The sequence below is a fragment of the Streptomyces sp. NPDC037242 genome, from assembly GCF_055604165.1.
The window spans coordinates 1-25543 of record NZ_JBVJUY010000051.1 but is presented as its reverse complement, the minus strand read 5'-3'; the positions used below and the strand labels follow the sequence as shown (position 1 = coordinate 25543).

Below are 25543 nucleotides of genomic sequence, written 5' to 3'. Positions count from 1 at the left end.
CCCTGCACCATAGCGGGAGGGTTCCGTACGATATTCGAATGTCTCACGGGATCCAGCTCCGCGCCGTGCCGTACGACCACCCCGACGCGGTGAAACTCAACGACCAGGTCCAGCTCGAGTACCAGGTGCGCTACGACGGCGAGGGCGATGTCACATTCCTCGACCCGGCGATGTTCGCCCCGCCGAACGGCCTCTACCTCCTCGCCTACGACGCCGACGGCGCCCCGATAGCCAGCGGCGGCTGGCGCAGCCAGGAGGCGAACGAGGAGGGCTACTCGGACGGCGACGCCGAGCTGAAGCGCATGTACGTCGTCCCGGAGGCCCGCGGCCGGGGCCTGGCCCGCCGGATCCTCGCGGAGCTCGAAGCCGACGCCCGCGCGGCGGGCCGGCTGCGGATGGCCCTGGAAACGGGCGACCAGCAGCCGGAGGCGATAGCCCTCTACCTCTCCGAGGGCTACACGGCGGCCCCGAAGTTCGGCTACTACCGCCTCTACGACTCCAGCCGCTGCATGGCCAAGCCGCTGCTGCCCTCCTGACGCGACCGCCCGCACCGCTCGGCGCCGGGGTCAGAGCCGGGCAGCGGGGTCAGAGCCAGGCAGCGGGGTCCGACCCCCAGCGGGACGGACCCCGCCCCCACTCCCCGAAGGGCACCGGCGAGGCGGCGTACCGCAGCGCGCCGTACCCGGACTCCACCTCCCGGAGCCACGGCTCCGCCGCGTACCCCGACTCGGCCGCGCCCGCCCCCGGGACCTCCCGCACGAGCCACGACGCCGTCCCGGCGAGGGAGTACCGCAGGGAGCGCCCGCCCCCCTCGGCGAGGGCCCTCAGCACCCCGGCCGCCACCAGGTAGCCCGTACCGTGGTCGAGGGCCTGCGCCGGCAGCGCGCCCGGCGCCCCGTCCGGGCCCGCGTACCGGGCCGCCACGCCGTACCCGGCCTGCACCAGCGAGTCGAAGCCGCGCCGCCCGGCCCACTCCCCGCGCCACCCCCACGCGCACAGCTCCGCCACCACCAGCCCGGGCCGGCGCGCCAGCAGCTCCCGCGCCCCGAGCCCGTACCGCTCCAGCGCCCCCGGCCGGTACCCCGTCACCACCACGTCCGCCTCGGCCAGCAGCCCCTCGAAGACGGCCCGGTCCGCCCCGTCGGCCAGGTCCAGCAGCGCGGAGCGCTTCCCGAACCCGGTGTCCGCGTACGCGTCGTCCGCCTCCGGCAGCCCCGGCGAGTCGATCCGCAGCACGTCCGCGCCGAGCAGCCCGAGGGTCCGCGTGGCCACCGGCCCGGCGATGACCCGCGTCAGGTCCAGCACGCGCACCCCTGCGGCCGGAAGCGCGGCCGGGCCCAGGACGCGGCCGCGCCCCTCCCCCACGTGCGTCTCCACCAGCGGCTGCGGCTCCCCGTACCCGGCGGCGACCGCGACGGCGAGCCCGCCGGCCGCGTACACCGCCTCCTGCACCTCCACGGCCGGCCGCGCCGCCACCGCGTCCGCGACCGCCTCCGGGGTGGCGGGCACTCCCAACGCCCCCACCAGGGCGGCCGCGTGGTGCGGGTAGTTCGCGTGCGTGCGCACCCACCCGTCGGCCGCCCGCCAGAACCCCGACAGCGGGGCGAAGTTCACCGGCGCCCGTCCCCCGACCCGCAGGTGCCGCTCGCTGACGAAGGCCGTCGCGACGGCCCCTTCGTCGACCACCACCGGGGCCGCGTCCCGCGCCCCGCCCCCGCTGCGCACCGCGGCCAGCTCCGCCGCGGCCAGGGCGCACACACCGACGGTCGCCCGCGCCAACTCCCGCACGGGCAGCGGCCCCTCACCGAGCCCGCTCCCACCCCGGTAGGACACCCGCCCCACCATCTCGTCCGCCCCGCCCAACGCGGCCCAGGCCTGCGCGGTCCCACCGTCGTGATCCGTCATGGGCCCATTCTGGGCGGAGAGTTGTCCGGTGCCGCAAACGCAGAGATCCCGCCCGGTCTTCCGACCGGACGGGATCTCGTGACGTTCGCGAGAGCTACTCGCGAACTGTCGTCTGTGGACCTGTGGGGATTTGAACCCCAGACCCCCTCGATGCGAACGAGGTGCGCTACCAGACTGCGCCACAGGCCCTTGCGACGTGTGAAACATTAGCATCCCCGCGCGGGTGCTCCAAAACCGATAGTCGGGAGCGTCCGCGCAGGTCACCGATCACTCGTTCGCCGCGCGGGGGCGGTCCTCGCCCTCGTACTGGTCGAACAGCGGCGTACGGGCCGCGTCGCGGGTGCGGGGGCGGGACGGGGGCTGCTGGGGGTGCGGCTGGGCACGCAGACGGGGTTCCGTCGGCTCCGCCGTGCTGGAGCGGGCCGCGCTCCAGGCGTCTGGGGCCGCGGGGCCGGTGGCGCGCGGGGCGACCGGGGCCGTCACGTACGTCGGCAGCGGGACCGGTACCGGCTCCCAGCTGTCACCGCGGGCCGGGCCGCGGCCGCGTTCGCGCTGCTGGTCCACCCACTCGGCGTGGTCGGTCTGCTCGACCAGCGCGCGGCGCCCGGCCTCCTGCGGGGAGACCGGTGGCGCGGGGTCCGGTTCGGCGCCGGCCTCGGCCTCGGGCTCCCGCCGGCGCGGGCGGTTCTCGCGCAGCTGGCGGGCGGCCGCCTCGGCGCGCCGCCGGTCCATGGTGAACTCGTAGCGCCTGCGCTCCTGGACCCGCAGGTGCACGATGTAGGCGCTCAGCAGTACCGCGGGCACGGCCGGGGCCCAGAGGTACTGCAAGCCGCCGACGGCCGCCGCGACGGCGCCGAGCGTGAAGATCAGGAAGAGGAGCGCGGTGGTGCGCCGACGGCGCGCGAGCACCTGGAGACGCTGCTCGCGCCGGGCCCGTTCCGCCCGGTCCGCCCGCTCGGACGCGGCCGATCTCGGCTCCGCCCTGGTCGGGGGCACGGCAATGGCCCGGGCGTCGGCGTCGACGGAATTCACCGTCTCCGTCGCGGCGTCCGGGTCCGCGGGGGGCTGGGGCTGCGCCTCTTCGTCACCGCGCCCGCGCAGTCCCTTGGCGTAACGGCGCTCCATTCCCGCCCGGCCGGACAGCAGCCGGATGGCAGTGGAGAAGCGTTCCGTCGGACGGGCTTCGTTCAGCTCGTCCTGCCTCCGGAGCCACATGGGCACCAAGTAGGCGGCCCAGGCCCCGACAATGACTGCGTAGATGAGGCCGCTGCTGCTCACACCTCACACCGTAGAGGGGCGCGGCCGAGGGAATCCGCCAATTGAGCCGGTGTGTCGCACGATCCGGCTGATATCACGGACTTTTTTTGTGATTCTTCGGATCAAGTTATGGGCGAATCGGTTCTCGAACGCTCAAATTCGAACAGGTATTCGCTTTTTCATTTGGGCGGCGAGTTCGTGTGCCGGTCGCGGTGCCAGCGGCGCAGCAGCCCCTCCGGCACCTCCTCCGCCGTGAGCGCGTACACGAGGTGGTCGCGCCACGCGCCGTCGATGTGCAGATAGCGCGGCCGCAGCCCCTCCTCGCGGAAGCCGAGCTTCTCCACGACCCGCCGGCTCGGCCCGTTCTCCGGGCGGATGCACACCTCCATCCGGTGCAGGCCCACCTTCGCGAAGCAGTGGTCCACGGCCAGCGCGACCGCGGTGGGCATCACCCCGCGGCCCGCCACCTCCCGGTCCACCCAGTAGCCGACGTGGCCCGCGCACATCGAGCCCCAGGTGATCCCGGCGACCGTCAGCTGGCCGACGAGCCTGCCCTGGTACTCGATGACGAAGGGGAGCATGCGCCCCGCGTTCGCCTCCGCCCTCAGATGGCGGACCATCTGGCGGTACGTGGGCCGCTGGATCACCGGACCCCAGGGCGCGGGCGGCGGGATCGTCGCCTCCCACGGCCGGAGCCAGTCGCGGTTGCGGCGGTTGACCTCGCGCCAGGCGGCCTGGTCCCGCAGCTTTATCGGCCGGAGCGTGACATCGCCGTCCGTCAGCACCACCGGCCAGGAAGGGCCGTTCAGCTCGGGCTCCCGGAATGTCTGCCAGGGGGTACGGGGTGGTCGCCACCCCGGATCTGGTCCACGGCGTGCAGCAGGACGCGGGAGAGCACGGCGAGGCCGTCGCGGACCCCGCCCGTCGAGCCCGGGAGGTTCACGATCAGGGTGTGCCCGGCCACGCCCGCGAGGCCCCGGGACAGCGCCGCGGTCGGCACCTTCGCCAGGGACTCGGCGCGGACGGCCTGCGGGATGCCCGGGATCTCGTAGTCCAGCACCCGCGCGGTGGCGTCCGGGGTGCGGTCGGTCGGCGAGATGCCGGTGCCGCCAGTGGTGAGGATGACGTCGTACCCGGCGGCCACGCCCTCGCGCAGCGCCTCCTCGACGGGATCCCCGTCGGGTACGACGCGCGGGCCGTCCACCGCGAAGCCGAGCGCGCCCAGCCCCTCGGCGAGCACCGGGCCGCCGCGGTCGGCGTAGACGCCCTTGGAGGCTCGGTTCGAGGCCGTGACCACCAGGGCGCGCAGCTGGGCCGGGGCGCCGGCCCCGGGGGCGTGCGCCGCCCAGGCCTCACCTGTGGCGGGCGAAGCCGCACCGGCGTGGGCGTGGCTGTGGACCTCGCCGCCGCGGGGGGCGTTCACGAGCGCGCCCAGTCGCCGGACTTGCCGCCCGTCTTCTCCTCCACGCGCACGTCCGTGATGACCGCACCCTTGTCGACGGCCTTCACCATGTCGATCACGGTGAGCCCGGCGACGGCGACGGCGGTCAGCGCCTCCATCTCGACGCCCGTACGGTCGGACGTCTTCACGGTGGCGAGGATCTCCACGGCGTCGTCCACGACCGACAGGTCCACCTTCACACCGGACACGGCCAGCGGGTGGCACAGCGGGATCAGGTCGGGGGTCCGCTTCGCACCCATGATCCCGGCGATCCGCGCGGTGGCGAGGGCATCGCCCTTGGGGACGCCCTCGCCGCGCAGCAGTTCGATCACCCGTGCGGAGACGAGTACCCGTCCGCTGGCCCGCGCCGTGCGCGTGGTGACGGCCTTCTCGGAGACGTCGACCATCCGGGCCGCGCCGGCCTCGTCGATGTGGGTGAGCCTGCTCTCGGTACTCATGCTGTGCCGCTCCGCTCTGGGCCCCGCGAGGGCCTGTGTGGTGCGACACACGCTACCCGCATCCGCCGGGCGTCAGCCGATCAGGACCACTTCCAGCTCGGTCCCCGGCTCCACCGAGGTGACGTCCTCCGGTACGACCATCAGCGAGTCGGCGTGCGCCAGCGCGGCGATCAGGTGCGAGCCGGAACCGCCGACCGGGCTGACCGTGCCGCTCTCGGCGTCGTACTTGCCGCGCAGGAACTGCCGGCGGCCCGCCGGGGAGCCCATCGCCTTGTCCGCCTTGAGCACCGCGCGCACGCTCGGCCGGCTGACCTCGGACTGCGGCAGGCCCATGAGCGCCCGGATCGCGGGGCGCACGAACAGCTCGAAGGAGACGTAGGAGGAGACCGGGTTGCCGGGCAGGGCCAGCAGCGGGGTGTGGTCGGGGCCGATGGTGCCGAAGCCCTGCGGCTTGCCGGGCTGCATGGCGAGCTTGCGGAAGTCGATCCCGCCGCCGTCGACCGCGGTGAGCGCCTCCTTGACCACGTCGTACGCGCCGACGCTGACGCCGCCCGTGGTCACCAGCAGGTCCGCGCGGATCAGCTGGTCCTCGATGGTGGCGCGCAGGGTGTCGGCGTCGTCCGCGACGGCGCCGACGCGGTAGGCGATGGCCCCGGCGTCCCGCGCGGCCGCGGCCAGCGCGAAGCTGTTGGAGTCGTAGATCTCCCCGGCGCTCAGCGTCTCGCCCGGCTGGACCAGCTCGCTGCCGGTGGACATGACGACGACGCGCGGGCGCGGCCGCACCCGTACGGCGCCCCGCCCGATGGCGGCGAGCAGCGCGATCTGCGGCGGGCCCAGCACGGTGCCCGCGGCCAGCGCGAGGTCCCCGGCCTGTACGTCGCTGCCGCGCGCCCGGACGTGCGCCCGCGCCTCGGCGGGGCGGTGCACCCGTACCTCGCCGGCCGCGCCCTCGGGGGCGGCGCTGGCGGGGGTCATCCCCGAGGCCGCGCCGCCGCCCGTACCGCCGTCGGTCCACTCGACCGGTACGACGGCTTCGGCGCCGGGCGGCAGTGGGGCGCCGGTCATGATGCGGGCGGCCTGGCCGGGGCCGACTGCGCCGCCACCGGGTAGCCCACCACTGCCCGCCGCGATGTCCCCGATGACCGTCAGCACCGCGGGGAACTCCTCGCTCGCGCCCTGGACATCGGCCGTGCGGACGGCGTAGCCGTCCATGGAGCTGTTGTCGAAGGGCGGGAGGGCGACGGGCACGGTGACGTCCTCGACCAGGACACAGCCCTGGGCGTCGAGCAGCTGGAGCTCGATGGGCTCCAGCGGCCGGACGGCGGCGAGGACGTCCGCGAGGTGCTCGTCCACGGACCACAGTCGGTGCTGGCCAGTGTCCTGCGGTGCGGAACTGCTCAAGGTCCTACATCTCCTCCGTGACGTAACGGTGAAGCCAGGTGCGGAAGTCCGGGCCCAGGTCCTCACGCTCGCACGCGAGGCGGACGATGGCCCGCAGGTAGTCCCCGCGGTCTCCGGTGTCGTAGCGCCGGCCCCGGAAGACCACGCCGTGCACCGGGCCGCCGACGGTCTCGTCCGCGGCAAGCTTCTGCAGGGCGTCGGTGAGCTGGATCTCCCCACCGCGGCCCGGCTCGGTCTCACGCAGTATGTCGAAGATCGCGGGGTTGAGGACATAGCGCCCGATGACCGCGTAGTTGCTGGGCGCGTCGGCCGCGTCCGGCTTCTCGACGAGACCGGTGATCCGGACGACGTCCGTCTCGTCCGTGGCCTCGACGGCGGCGCAGCCGTAGAGGTGCACCTGGGCCGGGTCGACCTCCATGAGCGCGACGACGGTGCCGCCGGTGCGCTGCTGGATCTCGCACATCTGGCGCAGCAGCGGGTCGCGCGGGTCGATGAGGTCGTCGCCGAGCAGGACGGCGAAGGGCTCGGCACCGACGTGCGGCTCGGCGCACAGCACCGCGTGGCCGAGGCCCCGCGGGTCGCCCTGGCGGACGTAGTGCATGGTGGCCAGGTCGCTGGACTCCTGGACCTTCTTCAGACGGTCGTCGTCGCCCTTGGCGATGAGCGCGGACTCGAGCTCGTAGTTGCGGTCGAAGTGGTCTTCCAGAGCACGCTTGTTACGGCCTGTGATCATCAGGACGTCGTCCAGACCGGCCGAGACTGCTTCCTCGACCACGTACTGGATGGCCGGCTTGTCCACGACCGGGAGCATTTCCTTGGGGGTGGCCTTGGTCGCCGGGAGGAAGCGGGTGCCGAGGCCGGCCGCCGGAATGACAGCCTTTTTGATCACGGGGTGCAACTGAGTCATGGGCAGAACGATAGTCGGTCGTCAGGACTGCCCCATGAGATTCAGGTGAATAAGTCCAGGTTGAAGCCTGTATGGAAGGAACTGTGAAAGAGCTGTGGTAGAGAACCGCCCCACCCGTCCCACGCCCGGTGCCAAGGCGGAGCTGCGCCGGGAACTCCTCGCCGCCCGCCGCTCCTTGTCCGACGACGCCCGCCGTACGTCGGCCCGCGCGCTCTCCCGCTCCGCCCTCGCGCTGCCGGAGCTGGCCGGCGCCCGCACGGTGGCGGCGTACGTCTCCGTTGGCGGCGAACCCGGGACGCACGAGCTGCTGGACGCGCTGCGCGATGCCGGGAAGCGGGTGCTGCTGCCCGTGCTGCTGCCCGACAACGACCTCGACTGGGCGGCGTACGAGGGCCCGGGCAGCCTCGCCGAGACCGCGCACCCGGGGAAGATGCGGCTGCTGGAGCCGGCCGGCCCGCGGCTGGGGCCGGACGCGGTGACCGGCGCCGACGCCGTGCTGCTGCCCGGGCTCGCCGTGGACGGGCGCGGGATGCGGCTCGGCCGCGGCGGGGGCTCGTACGACCGGGTGCTGGAGCGGCTGGAGCGGGCCGGGGCGCACCCCGCGCTGGTGGTGCTCCTCTACGACGAAGAGGTGGTCGCGCGGGTCCCGGAGGAACCGCACGACCACCCCGTCCAGGCGGTGGCCACCCCGTCGGGGGTGGTGCGCTTCGGCTAGTTCGCGTCGGCCGGCTTGAGGGTCAGCGTCTCGGTCGTCGCCTTGTCGACCGCGTCCTTGCCGAAGGGCCAGTCCAGCAGCTCGCCCTTGGCCCACATGGTCGTCTGGTCCGTGTAGTGGTCGTGGTACGCGTGCCCCGAGGCGCCCGTCAGGTTGATCCAGCGGGACTTGTCGAGGTCGTTGAGGTTGACGACCATCCGCATCGACGGGACCCAGGTGACCGCGTACCCGCTGGAGGCGTTCCAGCCGGTCGCGTTGACGGTGGCCTCGCCGCCGCCGAGGTTCCAGGGGCCGCGGTTGAGGAGCCACTGCATGAAGCCGGGGCCCTCGGTGCCGATGGTCTGGTTCTTCAGCGTCAGCTGGTGCAGCCGGCCCCAGCTCCAGGTGGACTGGTCCTTGCCGAGCTTGGCGGTCAGCTCCCAGCGGGCGTCCTCCATGGCCCGGGCGAAGAGCTCGTCGCGGGTCGTGGTGGCCGGTACGGTCAGGCCCTTCTTGGGCGAGCTCCACCACGGCGACTTCTCGTCCTTGACCAGCCGGCGGACCACCTCGAACCAGCGGTCGCCGCCGTCGGGCTGCGCCGAGTCGGGGCCGCGGGTGCCGCATTCGCGGACGGTCTTGGCGAGGTCGTCGGCGGGTCCGGTGCCGTTGCCCAGGACGTTCATGCAGCTGCCCTCGATGCGCAGTTCCTTGGGCATCTTGTCGCCGAAGGACAGCTTGAGGATGTTGCGCCAGACCGCGTTGAAGTAGGCGGCGGCCGCCGAGTCGGGCTCCTGGGTGTAGTTCCAGCCCTCCAGGAGCTTCTGCGCGGACCGCACGTCCGGGTCCGAGACCTCGATCTTGGCCAGCATCGGGGTCAGCAGCGCGGCGATCTCGCTGCTGTTGTCCATCTGCATGGTGCGCATGTCGTCGGTGGAGATCTTGCCGCTGTCCTTGATCTTCGCCTCGATGAGGTCGTTGATCCGCTGGCTGCGGGCGCCGTAGCCCCAGTCGGTGGTCAGCAGGTACGGGTACTTGCCCGGGCCGGTGCCGGGCTCCGCGACGGCCTGGTTGGCGGTGACGATGTAGCCGCGCGCCGGGTTCAGGTCCCAGGGCATCTCTTCCTGCGGGACGTAACCGGCGTTGCCGTCCTTGCCGCCCTTCCAGGCGTACTTGGAGTCCCAGCCGGGGGCCGGCATCCGGCCGTCGCCCGTGGTGCGGATCGGGATGCGGCCCGGGGCCTGGTAGCCGATGTTGCCGGTCGCGCCCTTGTTGTCGGCGTAGATCAGGTTCTGCGACGGGACCTCGAAGTCGCGGGCGGCGGCGCGGAAGCTGTTGAAGTCCTTGGCCCGGTTGATCTTGAAGACCGCGTCCATCGACTTGCCGGGGTCCAGCGCCGTCCAGCGCAGGGCGACGGCGTAGCCGTCCCCGCGGTCGGGGGCGGAGCTGGCGACGGGGGCGCGGGCGCCGGCCGTGGCGAGCTCCTCGCTGCGGTCGGAGATCAGCGGGCCGTTGTTGGTGGTGCGGACGGTGATCTTCTTGCTGTTGCCGCCGGCGACCTTGATCTCCTCTTCACGGGTGGTGAAGGGGAGCACCTTGTTGTCGTAGACGTAGCCCTCGGGCTTGACCTGCTCCAGGTAGAGGTCGGTGACGTCGGCGCCGAGGTTGGTCATGCCCCAGGCGATGTCGGCGTTGTGGCCGATGACCACGCCCGGCATGCCGGAGAAGGTGAAGCCGCTGACGTCGTACTGGCACTGGGCCGAGGCGGTCCGGCAGTGCAGGCCCATCTGGTACCAGACCGAGGGCAGCTGCGGGGAGAGGTGCGGGTCGTTCGCGAGCAGCGGCTTGCCGGTGGTCGTGTACTTGCCGGAGATCACCCAGGAGTTCGATCCGATGCCGCTGCCGTTGGGGCCGAGGATCGCGGGGATCTGGTCCAGGGTGTCGGCGAGGGCGCTCATCTGCGTGCGCAGGCCCACGGCCGCGCCCTGGGCGGTGGCGTTGCCGGCGAGACCGCTCTCGGTGGAGACCGGGGCGCCGTTCCTGCCACCCTGGGCGGCCGGGTTGGAGCCGGAGCCGGTGGGCTGGGGGGTGTACTTGCCGCCCTCGGTCCTGCCGCCCTCGACGATCGGCTTGTTCCGGTCGTAGGGGTACGGCGGGTACAGGTCGTCGATCTGCGCCTGCGAGAGCTTGCCCGCCATCAGCGCGCGGTCGATCTCGTCCTGCATGTTGCCGCGCAGGTCCCAGGCCATCGCCTTGAGCCAGGCCACCGAGTCGACCGGGGTCCACTGCTCGGGCTCGTAGCTCTCGGTGAGCTTGAGGGCGGCGTGCTCGACGGAGAGGTCCTTGCCGGACTTCCCCTTCAGGTACGCGTTGACCCCGTCGGCGTAGGCCTGCAGGTACTTCTTCGTCTCCGGGGAGAGCTTGGTGTCGTACTCCTGCTGCGCGACCTGGCGCCAGCCCAGCGTGCGCAGGAAGGCGTCGGTCTCGACCTGGCCGGAGCCGAACATCTCGGACAGCCGCCCCGAGGTCATGTGGCGGCGTACGTCCATCTCCCAGAACCGGTCCTGCGCGTGGACGAAGCCCTGGGCGCGGAAGAGGTCCTCGTCGCTGTCGGCGTAGAGCTGCGGAATGCCGTGGGAGTCGCGCTTGACGTCCACGGTCCCGGTCAGGCCGGGGACCTTGAGGGAGCCGGTCGTCTGGGGGAACGAGGCGCGCAGGCTGTCCAGGCTCCAGTACGCCCCGTAGCCGAGGCCCGCGACGAGCGCCAGGACCAGCACGAGCACGATCAGACGGGCGCGTCGTCCCTTCTTCTTGACGGAAGGGGCGGTTTCGTTGGCGGGCATCGCTGTCCTTAGAGGGGCAGGGTGGTCCTGGGAGTGCTGGGAGCAACCATAGGCGCAGGACCGGGTTCGTTGATCCGCCAGGGGTCGAGCTGCCCGTGCCAGGCTCGAACAGCCGTTTCACAATGTGGTTATCGCGTAAAGAGAGCGTCAAAGATTAGGTAAGGTAACGAAGTACTTGCCGAATGTGCCGCCGGGCGGAACGATCCGCCGGACGTGCTTTGAGGAAGGGGCATACCGCTGACCGTCCACACGCTCAATGAGCTTCTGCTGGTCTGCTCGCTCGTGCTGCTCGTCGCCGTCGCGGCGGTGCGCGTCTCCTCGCGAAGCGGTCTGCCCAGCCTGCTCATCTACCTCGGCATAGGCATCGCGATAGGCCAGGACGGCATCGGCAACGTCGTGTTCGACAACGCCGAGCTGACGCAGGTCATCGGTTATGCCGCGCTCGTCGTGATCCTCGCCGAGGGTGGTCTGGGCACCAAGTGGAAAGAGATCAAACCGGCGCTCCCGGCGGCGATCGTGCTGTCGCTGGTGGGCGTCGCGGTCAGCGTGGGCGTGACCGCAGCGGGCGCGCACTACCTGGTCGGCCTGGAGTGGCGCCAGGCCCTGCTGATCGGCGCGGTCGTCTCCTCGACCGACGCCGCGGCCGTCTTCTCCGTACTGCGCAAGGTGCCGCTGCCCGCGCGGGTGACGGGCGTGCTGGAGGCGGAGTCCGGCTTCAACGACGCTCCCGTCGTCATCCTGGTGGTGGCCTTCTCGACGGTCGGACCGGTGGACGACTGGTACGTCCTGCTCGGCAAGATCGCGCTGGAGCTCTCGATCGGCGCCGGGATCGGCCTGGCGGTGGGCTTCCTGGGCTCGTACGGCCTGCGGCACGTGGCACTGCCCGCCTCGGGCCTCTACCCGATCGCCGTCATGGCCATCGCCATCACCGCGTACGCGGCCGGTGCGATGGCCCACGGCTCCGGCTTCCTCGCCGTCTACCTGGCGGCCATGGTCCTCGGGAACGCGAAGCTGCCGCACTGGCCGGCCACGCGCGGGTTCGCGGACGGGCTCGGCTGGATCGCCCAGATCGGCATGTTCGTGCTGCTGGGGCTGCTGGTCACCCCGCACGAGCTGGTCCACGACTTCTGGCCCGCCGTGATCATCGGGCTGGTGCTCACGATGGTGGCGCGGCCGCTGGAGGTCTTCGTCTCCCTGCTGCCGTTCCGGCTGCCCTGGCAGGAGCAGGCGCTCATGTCGTGGGCCGGCCTGCGCGGAGCCGTGCCCATCATCCTGGCGACCATCCCCATGGTGTCCGGGATCGAGGGCAGCGAGCGGGTCTTCAACATCGTCTTCGTGCTGGTCGTCGTCTACACCCTGGTGCAGGGGCCGACCCTGCCGTGGCTGGCGCGCAAGCTGAAGCTCGGCGACACCGACGAGACCGCCTCGGACCTGGGCATCGAGTCGGCGCCGCTGGAGAAGCTGCGCGGGCACCTGCTGTCCTTCGCGATCCCGGCGGCGTCGCGGATGCACGGGGTCGAGGTGAGCGAGCTGCGGCTGCCGCCGGGGGCTTCCGTCACGCTGGTGGTGCGGGACGCGAAGAGCTTCGTACCGCTGCCGTCCACGGTGCTGCGGCGCGGGGACGAGCTGCTGGTGGTGGCCACCGATCCGGTGCGGGACGCGGCGGAGGCGCGGCTGCGGGCGGTGGCGCGCGGCGGCAAGCTGGCGGGGTGGCTGGGGCCGGACGCTTCCGCTTAGAGCGGCGTTCTAATTCGGCCAAATTCGATGGAATATGTCCAGATGTGCCCGCGTTTGGTGGGTGCTGGAATGCGAAGTTCCAGTTAATCGCAGGTGAAGACACGCCTTGTCACCGGAATCACAGGGCGTGAGAGCGGGTCTGCCTGTACGATAAAGGCACACCACATCGAACCAACTCTGCCTGACGCAGAGCTGGCGCGACCGCAAAGCGGCCGTGGCACCCTCCCGCAGTGGGCGCCCAGGTATCACTCGGTTCTGCGCAAGAGGACAGCTCTCGGGGCTCCCACATGTACGGGTGCGGCCACTCACAAGGTGGCGCACCGTCCGCAGACGGGGAGTTCTACCAGGCAGCGGAAAGGCAAGGCCGTGACATCCGCGGTCACGACCACCCCGTCCGCCCGCCCCGGTTACGGGCAGCTCCTGCGCACGCCCGGCGCCCTCGGCTTCGTTCTCCCCGGCTTCGCAGCCCGACTGCCCTTCGGCATGCTGACCATCAGCATCCTGCTGCTCGTGCAGCACGCCACCGGCTCCTACGGTGACGCCGGCATCGTCGCCGCCGTCACCGGCGTCTCCATGGCCCTCTTCGCCCCGGTCATGGGCAAGCTCACCGACCGCCGCGGCCAGAGCGCCGTCCTGGTCCCCGTCGTGCTCGCCCACGCCACCGCCGTCAGCACGCTGACCGCACTGGCCCTGATCGGCGCCCCGATGTGGGCGCTCGCGCTGGCCGCCGTCCCGGCCGGCGCCTCCGTCCCGCAGGTCGGGCCCATGGTCCGGTCCCGCTGGGCGGCCAAGCTGGAGGGCTCACCGCTGCTGCCGACCGCGGCCGCGTTCGAGTCCGTCACCGACGAGTTCACGTTCGTCGTCGGCCCGGTGCTCGCCACCGCGCTGTGCACCGGAGTCCACCCGGCGGCCGGCCTGGCCACCGAGGCCGCGCTGACGCTGCTCGGCGGCCTCTTCTTCGCCGCGCAGCGCGCCACCGAACCAAAGCCGGCCCCCCTCGCCGCCGACGGTGAGAAGCACGCTTCCGCCCTGTCCTTCCCGGGCCTGCGCGTCCTGATCGTCGCCTTCATCGGCATCGGCGCCGTCTTCGGCGGCATGCAGGTCTCGCTCGCCGCCTTCTCCAACGAGATCGGCAACCCCGGCGCCAACGGCCTGCTCTACGGCATCTTCGCGGCCGGCAACATGATCGCCGGCATCACGATGGGCGCCGTCGCCTGGAAGATCGGCCCGCGCCGCCGCCTGATCCTCGGCTACATCGGCCTCACCGCCGCCGCCTCGGTCCTGTGGGCCGCGAACTCGATGATCCTGCTGGGCGCGCTCGGCCTGGTCGTCGGCCTGTGCATCGCCCCCGCGCTGATCACCGGCTACACGATGATCGAGCAGCTGATTCCGGCCGCCTCGCGCACCGAGGCCTTCACCTGGCTCACCGGAGCGGTCGCCTTCGGGCAGGCCGCCGCGGTGACCCTGGCCGGCCGCCTGACGGACGCGCACGGGTCCTCGTACGGCTTCCTGGTGCCCATGGCGGCCACCGCGATCGCGCTGGTCACGCTGCTGGCGCTGCGCGCCAAGCTGGCACCGAAGGCCCCGAGCCGGATCGTGAACTCGTCCGCGCCGGCGCCCTCGCCGGCCGCCGGGAACCGGGTGAACGAGCGTGGGATGGGTCACCGCGTGCCGGTGACGGTGGACTGATCCGCCGGAATACGTCACCATGGAGCGTCGTTAGCACTCATTGAGTCAGAGTGCCAGGAGGAAATTCGTGCCGACCTACCAGTACCAGTGCACCGAGTGCGGTGAGGGCCTTGAGGCCGTGCAGAAGTTCACCGATGACGCGCTGACCGTGTGCCCGAACTGCGACGGACGCCTGAAGAAGGTGTTCTCCGCGGTCGGCATCGTCTTCAAGGGCTCCGGTTTCTACCGGAACGACAGCCGTGGCGCTTCGTCGAGCAGCACCCCTGCCTCGAAGCCGTCGTCGAGCTCCTCGTCGTCCTCGACGTCGACGGCTGCCGCCGCTCCCGCCGCTTCGTCCTCCTCGACGTCGTCGAGCACGAGCAGCAGCTCCACGTCGGCCGCCTGACCGCTCCAGCTCCACCCGAGGCCCCGCCCGCCCTGACCGGCAGCGGGGCCTTCGGCATGCCCCGTTAGGCTGGGCGCATGGCGAACGCAGAGATCGGTGTCATCGGCGGATCGGGCTTCTACTCCTTCCTGGAGGACGTCTCCGAGGTCCAGGTGGAGACCCCGTACGGGCCCCCGAGCGACTCCCTGTACATGGGCGAGCTGGCGGGCCGGTCCGTGGCGTTCCTGCCGCGGCACGGACGCAGTCACACCGTGCCGCCGCACAAGATCAACTACCGGGCCAACCTGTGGGCCCTGCGCTCGGTCGGCGTCCGCCAGGTGCTCGGCCCGTGCGCAGTCGGCGGTCTGCGGCCCGAGTACGGTCCGGGCACGCTGCTCGTCCCCGACCAGCTGGTGGACCGTACGAAGTCCCGGGTCCAGACCTTCTTCGACGGGGAGCCGCTGCCGGACGGCAGCGTCCCGAACGTCGTGCACACCACCTTCGCGGACCCGTACTGCCCCGTGGGGCGCTCCGTCGCCCTGGCGGCGGCCCGCGGGCGGGAGTGGGAGCCGGTGGACGGCGGCACCATGGTCGTCATCGAGGGGCCGCGGTTCTCGACGCGCGCCGAGTCGCGCTGGCACGCGGCGGCCGGCTGGTCCGTGGTCGGCATGACGGGCCACCCGGAGGCCCTGCTGGCCCGCGAGCTGGGGCTCTGCTACACCTCGATGGCCCTGGTCACGGACCTGGACGCGGGCGCCGAGACGGGCGAGGGCGTCTCGCACGCCGAGGTCCTGCGGGTGTTCGGCGAGAACGTCGGCCGGCTGCGCGAGGTGCTCTTCGACGCGGTGGCGGCCCTCCCGCCGACGGAATCCCGTGCCTGCCTGTGCACGCACGCGCACGACGGCTGGGACCTTGGCATCGAACTCCCGTGAGGCCCGTCCGGCCGGTTCAGCCCGTCCCGGATCACCGGTGAACGGGCGCCGCGACCGGGTCATCGTGGCCCTCGACTTCGACGACCGCTGCGACGCGCGAGCGCTCGTCGCGCGGCTCGGCGACGCGTGCGGCTCCTACAAGGTCGGGCTGGAGCTGCTCACGGCCGCCGGGCCGGACCTGGTGGAGGAACTCGTCGGGCAGGGGCACGAGGTCTTCCTCGACCTGAAGCTCTTCGAGATCCCGAACTCCGTCGCGGGCGCCGTCCGCGCGGCCGGAGCCCTCGGCGCGTCCATGGTGACCGTCCACGCCATGGGCGGTACGGGCATCATGGCGGCGGCCGTGGAGGCGGCGCGGGAGTTCCCCCGGCTGCGGGTGCTCGCGCTCACCGTGGTCACGAGCATGACCGGGAGCGACCTCGCCGACGTCGGGATCGGCGGGACCCCCGAGGAGCAGGTGCTGCGCCTGGCCCGGCTGGCGGCCGGCGCGGGGTGCGACGGGGTCATCGCCTCGCCGCGGGAAGTCGGCCTGCTACGGGCCGGGTTGGGGCCGGATCCGCTGATCGTGACGCCCGGGGTGACGCTTTCGGGCGGGGCCGCCGGCGGGCACTCCCGGACCGGCACCGCGCAGGAGGCCTTCGCCGCCGGGGCCTCGCACGTGGTCGTCGGGCGGTCGATCGCGCGGGCGGCCGACCCGGTGGCGGCGCTGGCACTGGCGCGGGCCGGGGCAGCCGAGTAGCTCCTGGGGGTGACGGGGTTGTCCACAGGCTGGGGATCATCCACAGGCGGGAGCGGGTTCCGGCGGGGCGGCGGATCGTGAGGGGTGTCCGGCCGCTGGGGCCGGACTCCGCAACTCACTCAGCTCGGTGGTGGTCACCATGTCCGCAACGTCCCGCATCCCACGCCTCTCCCCCGCACCCGCATCCGCACCCGCATCCGCCTGCTCCCCCGTCCACACCCACACCCCTTCGGGTACGTGTCCCCCCGCGCGCACCGTGCCGCTGTTCCCCCCGCTCCGCGTGGGCCGCGGCGGGTACCGGCTGCGCAGGGCCCTGCGCCGTCGGCGGCGCAGCGCGGCGGCCGGATTGGCCGTCGTGGCGGCCGCGTTGGCAGTCGGCGGGACCGAGGCGCAGGCCTCCCGGGGCACCCCGCCGCCGGAGGTGAAGCCACCACCGGCGGTGGTGCGGATGGTGTCGGCCCCGGTGCGCATCGCGGACGCGGCGACGGTGCGACTGCTGCACCCCGGGGACCGGGTGGACGTGGTCGCGGCGGAGCGCACCGGCCCGCCGCGGGTGCTGGCGGCGGGGGCCCGGGTTGCCGAAGTGCCGGATCCGGACCAGGGTGTTGGGGACGGTGGGGCGCTGGTGGTCCTGTCCGTGCCCCGGGACACCGCGCGGGCCCTGGTGGGGGCGGGCACCGTGACGCGGCTGGCGGTGACGCTGTGTTGAGCCGCCTTCCGCTCCTCGCGACGAATCGGACGGATGTGCCGTCAAGTCGCCCCGGGGTGGGCGTCGATTGGACACGCCCGGCCTGGACTGCCGTAGCTTTCGGAACCGTTGGCTCCATGTTCGGCACATGTGAAGAAAGGCTCAGTGGTGAGCGAGAAGAAGCAGGAGAGCATCCTGGCGGGCTTCAAGGCCTTCCTGATGCGCGGCAACGTCGTCGACCTGGCGGTGGCCGTCGTCATCGGCGCCGCGTTCACGAACATCGTGAACTCCGTGGTGAAGGGGATCATCGGCCCGCTGGTGGGCGCCATCGGGACGAAGAACCTGGACGTCTACTCCTCGTGCCTGAAGGACCCTTGCGGCATCGACGCGAAGGGCGAGCCGACCGGCGTCAACATCATGTGGGGCTCGGTCCTCAACGCCACGCTCAGCTTCCTGATCACGGCGGCGGTCGTGTACTTCCTGATGGTCCTGCCGATGGCGAAGTACCTCGCCAAGCAGGAGGCCCGCCGCAAGGCCAAGGAAGGCGTCCAGGAGACGATGGAGATCACCGAGCTGCAGGTCCTCAAGGAGATCCGCGACACCCTGGTCGCCCAGCGCGCCGCCGAAGGCGGCGGCAACGGCCGTCCCCCGGGGTCGCACGACGCGTTCTAGCGGGACCGGCCGCCGCGGCCGGTCAGATGTGGTGCGGCGGCTTCTCGTCGAGGAAGCGGGCCAGGTCGGCCGGGCTTCCGCCGGCGGGCGGCCGCTCGCCCCAGCCGCGGTCGGTGTCGTCCGAGGACTGCTGGTCCAGCGGGTCGTCGAAGTCGATCCTGGGCTTCGGCCTGGGCTTCGGGTCCTGCGGGTCGGAGGCGGGGGCGGTACTCATGCCTCAAGGGTACGGCCGCCCCCGTCGCGGCCCCCGCCCGCGGCCCGGCTCAGCTGGGAGCTTCCGCGCCCTTGCGGGCGTAGAACCACCAGCACACCGCCAGGCATGTGACGTAGAAGCCGATGAACATCCACAGTGCGTGGGTGACGGCCATCGCCGCGAACATCGCGGGGATGAAGAAGAAGCCGTAGGCGGCGATGGCCGAGGAGAATCCGGTGACGGCGCCGGACTCCATCTCCGACTGCTTCAGTGCGGCCGCCTGCGCCTCGGGGCCCTGGCCCGCGGCCTCCCGCATGTGCTGGTCCCGGAAGATCACCGGGATCTGCCGGAAGGTGGAGCCGTTGCCCAGGCCGGAGAAGGCGAAGGCGACGAGGAAGCCGATGAAGAAGGCCCAGAAGCTGCCCTTGTCCCCTCCGGTCGGCAGCGCGAAGATCACCACGATCAGGGCGGCGGCCATGCCGACGAAGGACAGCATGGTGACCTTGGCCCCGCCGATCTTGTCGGAGAGCCAGCCGCCTCCCCAGCGCATGATCGCGCCGACGAAGGGGCCGATCCACGCATAGGTGGTGGCCTGGTAGCCCTGCGCCTCGAAGTTGTTCTTGATCAGCAGGGGCAGGCCGGCGGCAAAGCCGATGAAGGACCCGAAGGTGCCGACGTAGAGCCAGGTCATCAGCCAGTTGTGCTTGCGCTTGAAGATGATCTTCTGCTGGCTGAAGGGGGCCGCGGCCACCCTGAGGTCGTTCATCAGGAAGTACGCGAGCAGGGCCATGATGACCAGCAGCGGCACCCACAGGAAGGCGCCGTTCTGCAGCCAGATGTCGGTGTTCTTCTTCGAGTCGTGCTGCGGGCCGCCCGCCGGGGCGCCCAGCACGGCCGCCGTGACCACCAGCGGGGCGATCAGCTGGACCACGCTGACACCGAGGTTGCCGAGGCCGCCGTTGAGGCCGTTGGCACTGCCCTTCTCCCGCTTGGGGAAGAAGAAGCCGATGTTCGCCATCGAGGACGCGAAGTTCGCACCGCCGATCCCGCAGACGGCCGCGATCAGCGCCAGCTCCCAGTACGGGGTGCCGGTGTCCTGGAGCGCGAAGCCCAGCCAGAGCATCGGCGCGATCAGGACGATCGTGCTGAAGGCGGTGAACCTCCGCTCGCCGAAGATCGGCCCGATGAAGGTGTACAGGATCCGGAAGGTGCCGCCGGTGATGCCGGGGATGGCTGTCAGCCAGAACAGCTGCGACTTCGAGAACCCGAAGCCGACGTCGTTCAGCTTGACCACGGTGACCGACCAGACCTGCCAGACCACGAAGCCGAGCATCAGCGCCGGAATCGAGATCCAGAGGTTGCGCTGGGCGACCTTGCGGCCGGTGGACTGCCAGAAGTCCTCGTCCTCGGGCCGCCAGTCGGCGATGGTGGAACCGGGCTTGTAGGTCTCCGCCCGGTGCGATCGGTAGGCCGACGGGGTCGGCGTGGGTATCGACATGGTCATCGGTCCTTCGGGTCGAGGAGCCACAGTCCGAGCACGGCGAGGAAGGAGAGGACCAGGAATCCCGCCCCCCACCAGGCCGTGCCGGTGTTGCCCTTCATCCACTCGTTGACGGTCACGGTCAGCCCCCAGAGCTGTCCGATCACGACCGTGAGGGCCAGGGCCAGACGCGCGTTGAGCCTCGATGACCGCTCGGGCTCGTGCTCGGTGCCGGCGCCCGGGCCGGGGCCCGTGTTCCGGATCCGCGGGTCTCCGTAGCCGCTGGTGGAGCGGATCTGCGGATACCGCTCCCGCACCGGCCGGTTCAGCCGGGGCTCGGCACTGCCCGGGTGGTACTCGGGGCGGGGCGGCAGGGGTGCCTCGGTCATGTCCGCCTCCTCTCACTGCCCCCGGTGGCGCGGTCCGCGCCGGGACAGCCCAGTTGCGCGGCCATCTCGGGGCGGGAGTCGATGAACTGCCGGCACAGGGCTTCCTTGGCCGGCTCTCCTGACCGGGCGGTGGCGATGGCCCAGACACTGCCGTCGGCCTGCTCGGTCAGGAAGACCATGGGGAGCGGGCGCGGTGGCGGGCCCGCGGTCACCTCGCCGGTACGGACGTCGAAGACACCCTCGTGGCAGGGGCAGTACAGCTCCCCGTCGGTGCCCCGGTCCTCGCGCCACAGCACGGCGCAGGCCAGGTGGGTACAGACGGCCGAGTAGCCGACGAGCGTGCCGTCCGCGAGCCGCACGGCGAGGGCCCGGTCCTCGTCACCGGGGTAGCGGAAGGCCACGGACTGGCCCCGCTCCAGCCGGTCGGTGACCTTCTTGGGCGGGGGCAGGGTCTCGCTGTCGCCGTGCCGGTGCAGGATGCCGGCGGCGACGCCGACACCGCCGATGGCCAGGCCGCCGGAGACGGTGGCGACGATCCGCAGGTAATCGCGGCGGGTGGTCAGGGAGTCGGCGCTGATCCGGTCGCGGAGCCGCTCGGCCGCCGCGTCCTCGGCGTCCTCGGCGCCTTGGGGTTCCGGGCCGGGGGCCGGAGCGGGCTGTTCGGTGACGCTCATCGCACATCCACTCCGTTGATCTCGACGACGGGCAGGCCCCCGGGGACCGGCCACTGGACCTTGTCGGCGGGGACGACCATCGCCACGCCGGTGGCGACGACCACGTCGCCGAAGGCGAAGGAGTCGGCGACCTGGACGCCGGGGCGCTCGGCCTGGAGTTCCTCCAGGGTTCCGTAGAAGAGGGCTCCGGTCGGGCAGACGGTGGCGCACATGGGGGCCAGGCCGTAGGCGGTGCGGTCGTAACAGAGGTTGCACTTCATCTGCAGCTTCGCCTGGAGGTCGATCTTCGGGACGCCGAAGGGGCAGGCGTTGACGCAGTTCGCGCAGCCGATGCAGCGGGTGGTGTCGGCCTGTTGGACCACACCGTCGGCGGTCACCAGGATCGCGTCGGCGGGACACACCTCGGCGCAGGGCGCGACCGGGTCCTCGCAGTGCATGCAGACGGTCGGAAGGGAGGCGACGGAAATGCCGGGTTCGGTGTAGTCCAGGTGGATCATCGACTTGCCGCGGTGCGAATCGCATTCGCGGCAGGCGGAGACACAGGCCTGGCAGCCGATGCAGCGACCCGGGTCGATGAAGATCGTGCGGCCCATCATGGCGGGTCAGCTCCTCTCCGCCGTGCCACGCCCCTGCGAGGACGTGGGGGGCATGGGGTCGGTGCGCGAGACCTGCGTCTGCGGGTACGCCTCGCGGCCCGGGGCGGTGGGCGGCGCGGGTACCTCGTCGATCCGTTCCGCGGACTCGATCCTGGCGGCGCAGACCTTGTACTCGGGGATCTTCGAGCGGGGGTCCAGGGCGTCGATGGTCAGGGCGTTCGCGGCCGTCGGGACGGGCCAGTGGTACGGGATGAAGACGGTGTCGGGGCGGATGGCCTCGGTGACCAGGGCCGGGAAGACCTCGCTGCCGCGGCGGGTGACGACCCGGACCGGGTCGCCGTTGCGGAAGCCGTGGGAGGGGTGGACCTCGACCCAGGGCCGCGGGGTCTGCTCGACGAGGGCGCCTAGGCGGCGGGTCTGGTTGCCGGAGAGGAAGTGCGCGACGGTGCGGCCGGTGGTCAGGGAGAGGGGGAACTCCTCGGTGTAGGCGTCCATGGGCGGATGCCATTCGACGACCTGCATGTGGATCTTTCCGTCGGGGTGGTAGCTCCGGCCGTCCTCGAAAAGGCGGGGCGTGCCCGGGTGTTCGGTGGAGGGGCAGGGCCAAGTGATCCCGCCGGTCTCCTCCAGCCGCTCGTAGGTGATGCCGTAGTAGTCGTTGACCGTGCCCGCGGAGGCGACCCGCAGCTCCTCGAACACCTCGCGGGAGCCGGGGAAGTCGAAGTGGCGCCCGGCGCCGAGGCGCCGGGCGAGCTCGCAGATGACCCAGGTGTCGGTGCGCACCCCGGCGGGGGGTTCCTGGGCCTTGTTGTGCTTGACCACCCGGGCCTCGGCGTTGGCCATCACGCCTTCGTCCTCGGCCCAGGTGGTGACGGGGAAGACGACGTGGGCGTTGGCCGCGGTCTCGGAGAGGAAGAAGTCGAACTGCGCGTGGAACTCCGCGGCGTCGTAGCCGTCCTTGGTCACCGCGTAGTTGGGGAGGGAGACGAAGGGGTTGTTGCAGATGCCGATGAGGCCGCGGATCTCCTTGCGCTGCATCTGCCAGACCATCTCCATCATGGAGGTCCCGGCACCGGGGAGTTCGGACTCCTCGATGCCCCAGATCCGGCAGATCTGGGCGCGGTGCTCGGGGTTGGTGATCGAGCGGCCGCCGGGGAGGAGGTCGGACTTCTGGCCGTGCTCGCGGCCGCCCTGGCCGTTGCCCTGGCCGGTGATGGTTCCGTAGCCGGCGCCGGGCTTGCCGATGTTGCCGGTGGCGACGCAGAGGTTGATGACGGAGAGGCAGTTCTCGACGCCCTGGGAGTGGTGCTCGATGCCGCGGGCGTGCCAGGCCATGGCCTTGCCCGCGCGGCCGAAGGTCCGGGCGACCTGCACGATCTGCTCGGCCGGTACGCCGCAGATCTCCGCGGCGCGCTCGGGCGGGTACTCGGCCGCCTTGGCGCGGACCTCCTCCCAACCGCTCGTGTGCGCGCCGACGTACGCCTCGTCGTCGAGGCCCTCCTGGACGATCACGTGCAGGACGGAGTTGAAGAAGGCGGAGTCGGTGCCGGGCTTGAGGGCGACGTGGATGTCGGCGGTGCGGGCGATGGCCGTCTCGCGCGGGTCGATGACGATCAGCGAGGCGCCGCGGTCGCGTGCGCCCCACAGGTACTGGGTCATCACGGGGAAGCACTCGCCCACGTTGGACCCGGCGATGAGCAGGCAGTCGGTGAGGAGGATGTCGGAGAACGGGTTGCCGGCCCGGTCGATGCCGAAGGCGAGCTTGTTGGCACCGGCGGCGCTGACCATGCACAGGCGGCCGTTGTAGTCCACGTGCTTGGTCTTCAGGGCGACCCGGCCGAACTTGCCGACGAGGTAGGTCTTCTCGGAGAAGAGGCTGGCGCCGCCGAGCAGGCCGAAGGCGTCGTTCCCGTACGCCTCCTGGATGCGCCGGATCTCGGAGACGGTGAAGTCGAGGGCCTCGTCCCAGGAGCACTCCTTGAACTCCTCGTCGCGCGAGCGGCGCATGAGCGGGGCGGTGAGCCGGTCGGGGTGGTTGACCTGCTGGTAGGCGTTGATGCCCTTGGGGCACAGCCGCATCCGGTTGATGTCGTGGTTGCGGGGCTCGACGCCGAAGACCTTGCCGCCCTTGTCGACGCGCAGGTACATCCCGCACTGCACGCCGCAGAAGCAGCAGTGGGTGGGGACGAGGGTCTCGCCGTTCTGGTCGGCGTGCCACTGGTCGGCGGGGATGCCGCCGGCGTCGCGGAAGTTCCGGGTGCCGGGCGGCGCGATCGAGGGGTCCAGGGGTACGGGTACGGGCGCCGTTCTGGAGGGGTCCGTCGCGGTCACTTGAAGCCCTTCTTGACGTGGTTGAGATAGGCGCCGCCGCGCAGTATCCGCTTGCAGCGCGGGCAGTACTCCGCCCATGCGTCGAAGCCGAGCTTCAGGTCCTTCATCGTGCCGCGCAGGTTCTCGACGTACGGGGCGGTGTCGATGGGCTCGCCGCAGCGCTTGCAGGTGAACACCTGGTCTTCCTGGCGGGCGGTGTACTTGAACAGCTGCATGCCGACGGCGGCCGGGCGCTGGACGATGTGGAAGAACTTCCCGAACGGGATGTAGATGAGGGTGAACACCACCGACACCATGTGCAGGATGGCCAGGAACTGGTAGCCGCCGCCGTGCAGGAAGATCGACGAGAAGGTCAGCAGGAGCCCGGTCACCGAGATGACGATCAGGCAGATCAGCGGCAGCAGGTCGTAGGCGAAGCGCTGGCCGGTCATCGCGCCGCGGTCCTTCATCCGCCGCCACAGGAAGTACGAGGCCCCGGGGATGACGAGGACGGCCGCGATGTCCAGGCCGTGGAACATCAGCCAGCCGAGGAGGTTGAGCGAGTCGAAGCCGAGCACCTTCAGGCCCCAGATGCGCATCTCGTAGCCGGGCCCCGAGCCGGTCGAGGAGGTGAAGGTGAACCAGCCCCAGGTCAGCGGGAAGGTGATGGCCGCGGCCAGCAGGCAGCCCCAGAAGATGAGCTGGTGGGCGGCCCAGCGGGAGCGCGAGCGGGCGCCGAGGAACTTCTGGAAGCCGAGGTAGGTGGCGATCATCTTCGGCAGCGCGGTGGGTGCCTTGCGGAAGTTGTCCGCCGAGAAGAAGCTGCCGAAGCCCTTCTTGAAGAGGCGGCGCGCGCCGGGTGCCGAGACCCACACCGTGTACCGGTAGGCGACGCCGAAGGCCAGGAAGACGGTGGCGACGGCGTACGGCAGGAGCGCCGAGTCGAAGTCGCGCAGCATCCGGCTGCCCAGCACGATCGCGACGACGAGCAGCAGCGAGACGACGGTGCCGGCCAGGGTGGCCCGTGCGGTGACGGATCTCCTGACCGGCGGTGGGGTCTCGGTCTCGGGGGGCTCGGGCGGTGGCGGAGCTGCGGCGAGGACTTCAGTGGGCTCGGACACAGGACCACGCTAGGCGACCTGTACCGTTTAAGCCCGTTATGAGGTATTTACCATTAGGCCGAACGGGTTCAGATCGCGGTCAGGCCGTGCGCTGCGAAGATCGCCTTGGCCTCGGCCAGCTGTTCCGCGGTGGGCGACGGGGTGTCGTGCAGCGTGAAGTTCATGTCCAGGGCCTGCCACTTGCCCTCCCCCAGCTTGTGGAAGGGCAGCACGTCGACCCGCGAGACATTGCCGAGGCCGCCCGCGAAGGCGGCGACGCCCTCGATGTTCTCGGGCGCGTCCGTCAGGCCAGGCACCAGCACGAAGCGCAGGTGCACTTCCTTGCCGAGGTCCGCGAGGCGCTGGGCGAAGTCGAGGGTGGGTCGCAGCGGACGCCCGGTGACGCGCTTGTACGTGTCCCGGTCCCAGGACTTGATGTCGAGCAGGACCAGGTCCACGTCGCGCAGCAGCGCGTCGGTGGCCCGTACGCCGAGGAAGCCGGAGGTGTCCAGGGCGGTGTGCAGGCCAAGCTCGTGCTTCATCCGGTGCAGGAGCTCGCCCGCGAAGACGGGCTGGAGCAGCGGCTCGCCACCGGAGACGGTGGCCCCGCCGCCGGACGCGGCGATGAACTTCCGGTACTTGGCGGCTTCGGCGATCACGTCGTCGGCCGAGGTCCGCTTGCCGCCCCGCATCTTCCAGGTGTCGGGGTTGTGGCAGTACAGGCAGGTCAGCGGGCAGCCGGAGAGGAAGGTGACGAAGCGTGTGCCCGGCCCGTCCACGCCGGTGGACAGGTCCCAGGAGTGCACCGAGCCCTCGCTGGGCCGCTGCGTCGCGGCGGCGGCCGGGGTCTGTCCGGCGCTGACGGCGACCGCCGCGGCGGGGCCGACGGGAAGACGCGTACCGAAGAGGACGGTCATGGCAGGTGCTCCAGTTCGGATCTGCTGATCTGGTGTCCGTTGGAATCGCGGGGGGCCGGGGGGGGGGGGGGGGGGGGGGGGCGGGGGGGGGGGGGGGGGGGGGGGGAGGAGGCAAAATACACGCGAGAAAGAGAAAGAGAGAGAGGGAGGAGGAAGAGAGGTG

General features: G+C 71.6%; 25 protein-coding genes and 1 tRNA gene. 9 read left to right on the top strand and 17 right to left on the bottom strand.

Annotated features, from left to right (window positions below):
* The first annotated feature begins 38 nt into the window (after nt 1–38).
* Nucleotides 39–536 carry a GNAT family N-acetyltransferase gene (locus tag ACZ7GJ_RS36705; RefSeq protein ID WP_470758138.1) on the top strand — a complete coding sequence of 166 codons (498 nt, stop codon included), beginning with the start codon at nt 39–41 and terminating at the stop codon, nt 534–536.
* A 49-nt stretch (nt 537–585) separates the two neighbouring features.
* On the opposite strand, the gene ACZ7GJ_RS36700 is transcribed toward ACZ7GJ_RS36705, so the two are convergent.
* The 8 genes from ACZ7GJ_RS36700 to galU all read right to left on the bottom strand — a co-directional run bounded on the left by ACZ7GJ_RS36700 (nt 586) and on the right by galU (nt 7369).
* Complete coding sequence (locus ACZ7GJ_RS36700) at nt 586–1905, bottom strand: CoA transferase (protein ID WP_470758136.1); 1320 nt, start codon at nt 1903–1905, stop codon at nt 586–588.
* Between the two features lie 115 nt (nt 1906–2020).
* Nucleotides 2021–2094, bottom strand: a tRNA-Ala gene (locus ACZ7GJ_RS36695).
* A 78-nt stretch (nt 2095–2172) separates the two neighbouring features.
* On the bottom strand, nt 2173–3183 hold the full coding sequence (sepX, locus tag ACZ7GJ_RS36690; protein ID WP_365916795.1) for a divisome protein SepX/GlpR: 1011 nt from the start codon (nt 3181–3183) through the stop codon (nt 2173–2175).
* A 158-nt stretch (nt 3184–3341) separates the two neighbouring features.
* A complete protein-coding gene (locus tag ACZ7GJ_RS36685) occupies nt 3342–3950 on the bottom strand; it encodes a GNAT family N-acetyltransferase (RefSeq protein ID WP_470758134.1) in 609 nt (202 codons plus the stop codon).
* Between the two features lie 17 nt (nt 3951–3967).
* Nucleotides 3968–4585, bottom strand: coding sequence for a MogA/MoaB family molybdenum cofactor biosynthesis protein (locus ACZ7GJ_RS36680; RefSeq protein WP_470758132.1), 618 nt, complete (start codon nt 4583–4585; stop codon nt 3968–3970).
* Nucleotides 4582–5061, bottom strand: a complete 480-nt coding sequence (moaC, locus tag ACZ7GJ_RS36675; RefSeq protein WP_470758130.1) for a cyclic pyranopterin monophosphate synthase MoaC — start codon at nt 5059–5061, stop codon at nt 4582–4584. The genes ACZ7GJ_RS36680 and moaC overlap by 4 nt, the downstream gene beginning before the upstream one ends.
* Before the next feature lie 72 nt (nt 5062–5133).
* A complete protein-coding gene (gene glp / locus ACZ7GJ_RS36670) occupies nt 5134–6462 on the bottom strand; it encodes a molybdotransferase-like divisome protein Glp (RefSeq protein ID WP_470758128.1) in 1329 nt (442 codons plus the stop codon).
* Between the two features lie 4 nt (nt 6463–6466).
* Nucleotides 6467–7369 carry a UTP--glucose-1-phosphate uridylyltransferase GalU gene (galU, locus tag ACZ7GJ_RS36665; protein ID WP_365916804.1) on the bottom strand — a complete coding sequence of 301 codons (903 nt, stop codon included), beginning with the start codon at nt 7367–7369 and terminating at the stop codon, nt 6467–6469.
* A 94-nt stretch (nt 7370–7463) separates the two neighbouring features.
* Between galU and ACZ7GJ_RS36660 the strand changes: the two genes are divergently transcribed.
* Complete coding sequence (locus ACZ7GJ_RS36660; protein WP_470758126.1) at nt 7464–8084, top strand: 5-formyltetrahydrofolate cyclo-ligase; 621 nt, start codon at nt 7464–7466, stop codon at nt 8082–8084.
* Here ACZ7GJ_RS36660 and ACZ7GJ_RS36655 read toward each other — a convergent pair.
* Entirely contained in the window at nt 8081–10903 is a 2823-nt protein-coding gene (locus ACZ7GJ_RS36655; protein WP_470758124.1) for a penicillin acylase family protein, read from the bottom strand. The two genes, ACZ7GJ_RS36660 and ACZ7GJ_RS36655, sit on opposite strands and share 4 nt — an antisense overlap.
* A 231-nt stretch (nt 10904–11134) precedes the next feature.
* On the opposite strand from ACZ7GJ_RS36655, the gene ACZ7GJ_RS36650 reads away from it, so the two are divergent.
* The 7 genes from ACZ7GJ_RS36650 (at nt 11135) to mscL (ending at nt 17721) form a co-directional block, all read left to right on the top strand.
* The gene (locus ACZ7GJ_RS36650) at nt 11135–12640 is read left to right on the top strand and encodes a potassium/proton antiporter (RefSeq protein ID WP_470758155.1); all 1506 of its coding nucleotides are present in this window, start codon (nt 11135–11137) and stop codon (nt 12638–12640) included.
* Nucleotides 12641–13006: 366 nt separating this feature from the next.
* Nucleotides 13007–14329 carry an MFS transporter gene (locus ACZ7GJ_RS36645; RefSeq protein ID WP_470758122.1) on the top strand — a complete coding sequence of 441 codons (1323 nt, stop codon included), beginning with the start codon at nt 13007–13009 and terminating at the stop codon, nt 14327–14329.
* 67 nt (nt 14330–14396) lie between these two features.
* Nucleotides 14397–14714 (top strand): FmdB family zinc ribbon protein, encoded by a 318-nt coding sequence (locus ACZ7GJ_RS36640; protein ID WP_470758120.1) that lies wholly within the window; start codon nt 14397–14399, stop codon nt 14712–14714.
* 77 nt (nt 14715–14791) lie between these two features.
* Entirely contained in the window at nt 14792–15625 is an 834-nt protein-coding gene (locus ACZ7GJ_RS36635) for an S-methyl-5'-thioadenosine phosphorylase (RefSeq protein WP_365916817.1), read from the top strand.
* 37 nt (nt 15626–15662) lie between these two features.
* Nucleotides 15663–16361, top strand: coding sequence for an orotidine-5'-phosphate decarboxylase (gene pyrF, locus ACZ7GJ_RS36630; protein ID WP_470758118.1), 699 nt, complete (start codon nt 15663–15665; stop codon nt 16359–16361).
* 256 nt (nt 16362–16617) lie between these two features.
* Nucleotides 16618–17070, top strand: coding sequence for a hypothetical protein (locus ACZ7GJ_RS36625; protein ID WP_470758116.1), 453 nt, complete (start codon nt 16618–16620; stop codon nt 17068–17070).
* Nucleotides 17071–17214: 144 nt separating this feature from the next.
* Nucleotides 17215–17721 carry a large conductance mechanosensitive channel protein MscL gene (gene mscL, locus ACZ7GJ_RS36620; RefSeq protein WP_470758114.1) on the top strand — a complete coding sequence of 169 codons (507 nt, stop codon included), beginning with the start codon at nt 17215–17217 and terminating at the stop codon, nt 17719–17721.
* 22 nt (nt 17722–17743) lie between these two features.
* On the opposite strand, the gene ACZ7GJ_RS36615 is transcribed toward mscL, so the two are convergent.
* From ACZ7GJ_RS36615 to pflA, 8 genes are all read right to left on the bottom strand, one after another.
* Nucleotides 17744–17935, bottom strand: a complete 192-nt coding sequence (locus tag ACZ7GJ_RS36615) for a hypothetical protein (protein WP_470758112.1) — start codon at nt 17933–17935, stop codon at nt 17744–17746.
* Between the two features lie 49 nt (nt 17936–17984).
* On the bottom strand, nt 17985–19412 hold the full coding sequence (locus tag ACZ7GJ_RS36610) for a NarK family nitrate/nitrite MFS transporter (protein WP_470758110.1): 1428 nt from the start codon (nt 19410–19412) through the stop codon (nt 17985–17987).
* Between the two features lie 2 nt (nt 19413–19414).
* The gene (locus ACZ7GJ_RS36605) at nt 19415–19783 is read right to left on the bottom strand and encodes a hypothetical protein (RefSeq protein WP_470758108.1); all 369 of its coding nucleotides are present in this window, start codon (nt 19781–19783) and stop codon (nt 19415–19417) included.
* Complete coding sequence (locus tag ACZ7GJ_RS36600) at nt 19780–20457, bottom strand: QcrA and Rieske domain-containing protein (RefSeq protein ID WP_470758106.1); 678 nt, start codon at nt 20455–20457, stop codon at nt 19780–19782. The genes ACZ7GJ_RS36605 and ACZ7GJ_RS36600 overlap by 4 nt, the downstream gene beginning before the upstream one ends.
* Complete coding sequence (locus ACZ7GJ_RS36595; RefSeq protein ID WP_470758104.1) at nt 20454–21053, bottom strand: 4Fe-4S dicluster domain-containing protein; 600 nt, start codon at nt 21051–21053, stop codon at nt 20454–20456. Before ACZ7GJ_RS36595 ends, ACZ7GJ_RS36600 begins: the two co-directional genes overlap by 4 nt.
* A 6-nt stretch (nt 21054–21059) precedes the next feature.
* On the bottom strand, nt 21060–23384 hold the full coding sequence (locus ACZ7GJ_RS36590; RefSeq protein WP_470758102.1) for a molybdopterin oxidoreductase family protein: 2325 nt from the start codon (nt 23382–23384) through the stop codon (nt 21060–21062).
* The gene (locus tag ACZ7GJ_RS36585) at nt 23381–24484 is read right to left on the bottom strand and encodes an MFS transporter (protein WP_470758100.1); all 1104 of its coding nucleotides are present in this window, start codon (nt 24482–24484) and stop codon (nt 23381–23383) included. The genes ACZ7GJ_RS36590 and ACZ7GJ_RS36585 overlap by 4 nt, the downstream gene beginning before the upstream one ends.
* A 68-nt stretch (nt 24485–24552) precedes the next feature.
* Nucleotides 24553–25380, bottom strand: a complete 828-nt coding sequence (gene pflA, locus ACZ7GJ_RS36580; RefSeq protein WP_470758098.1) for a pyruvate formate-lyase-activating protein — start codon at nt 25378–25380, stop codon at nt 24553–24555.
* Nucleotides 25381–25543 lie beyond the last annotated feature (163 nt).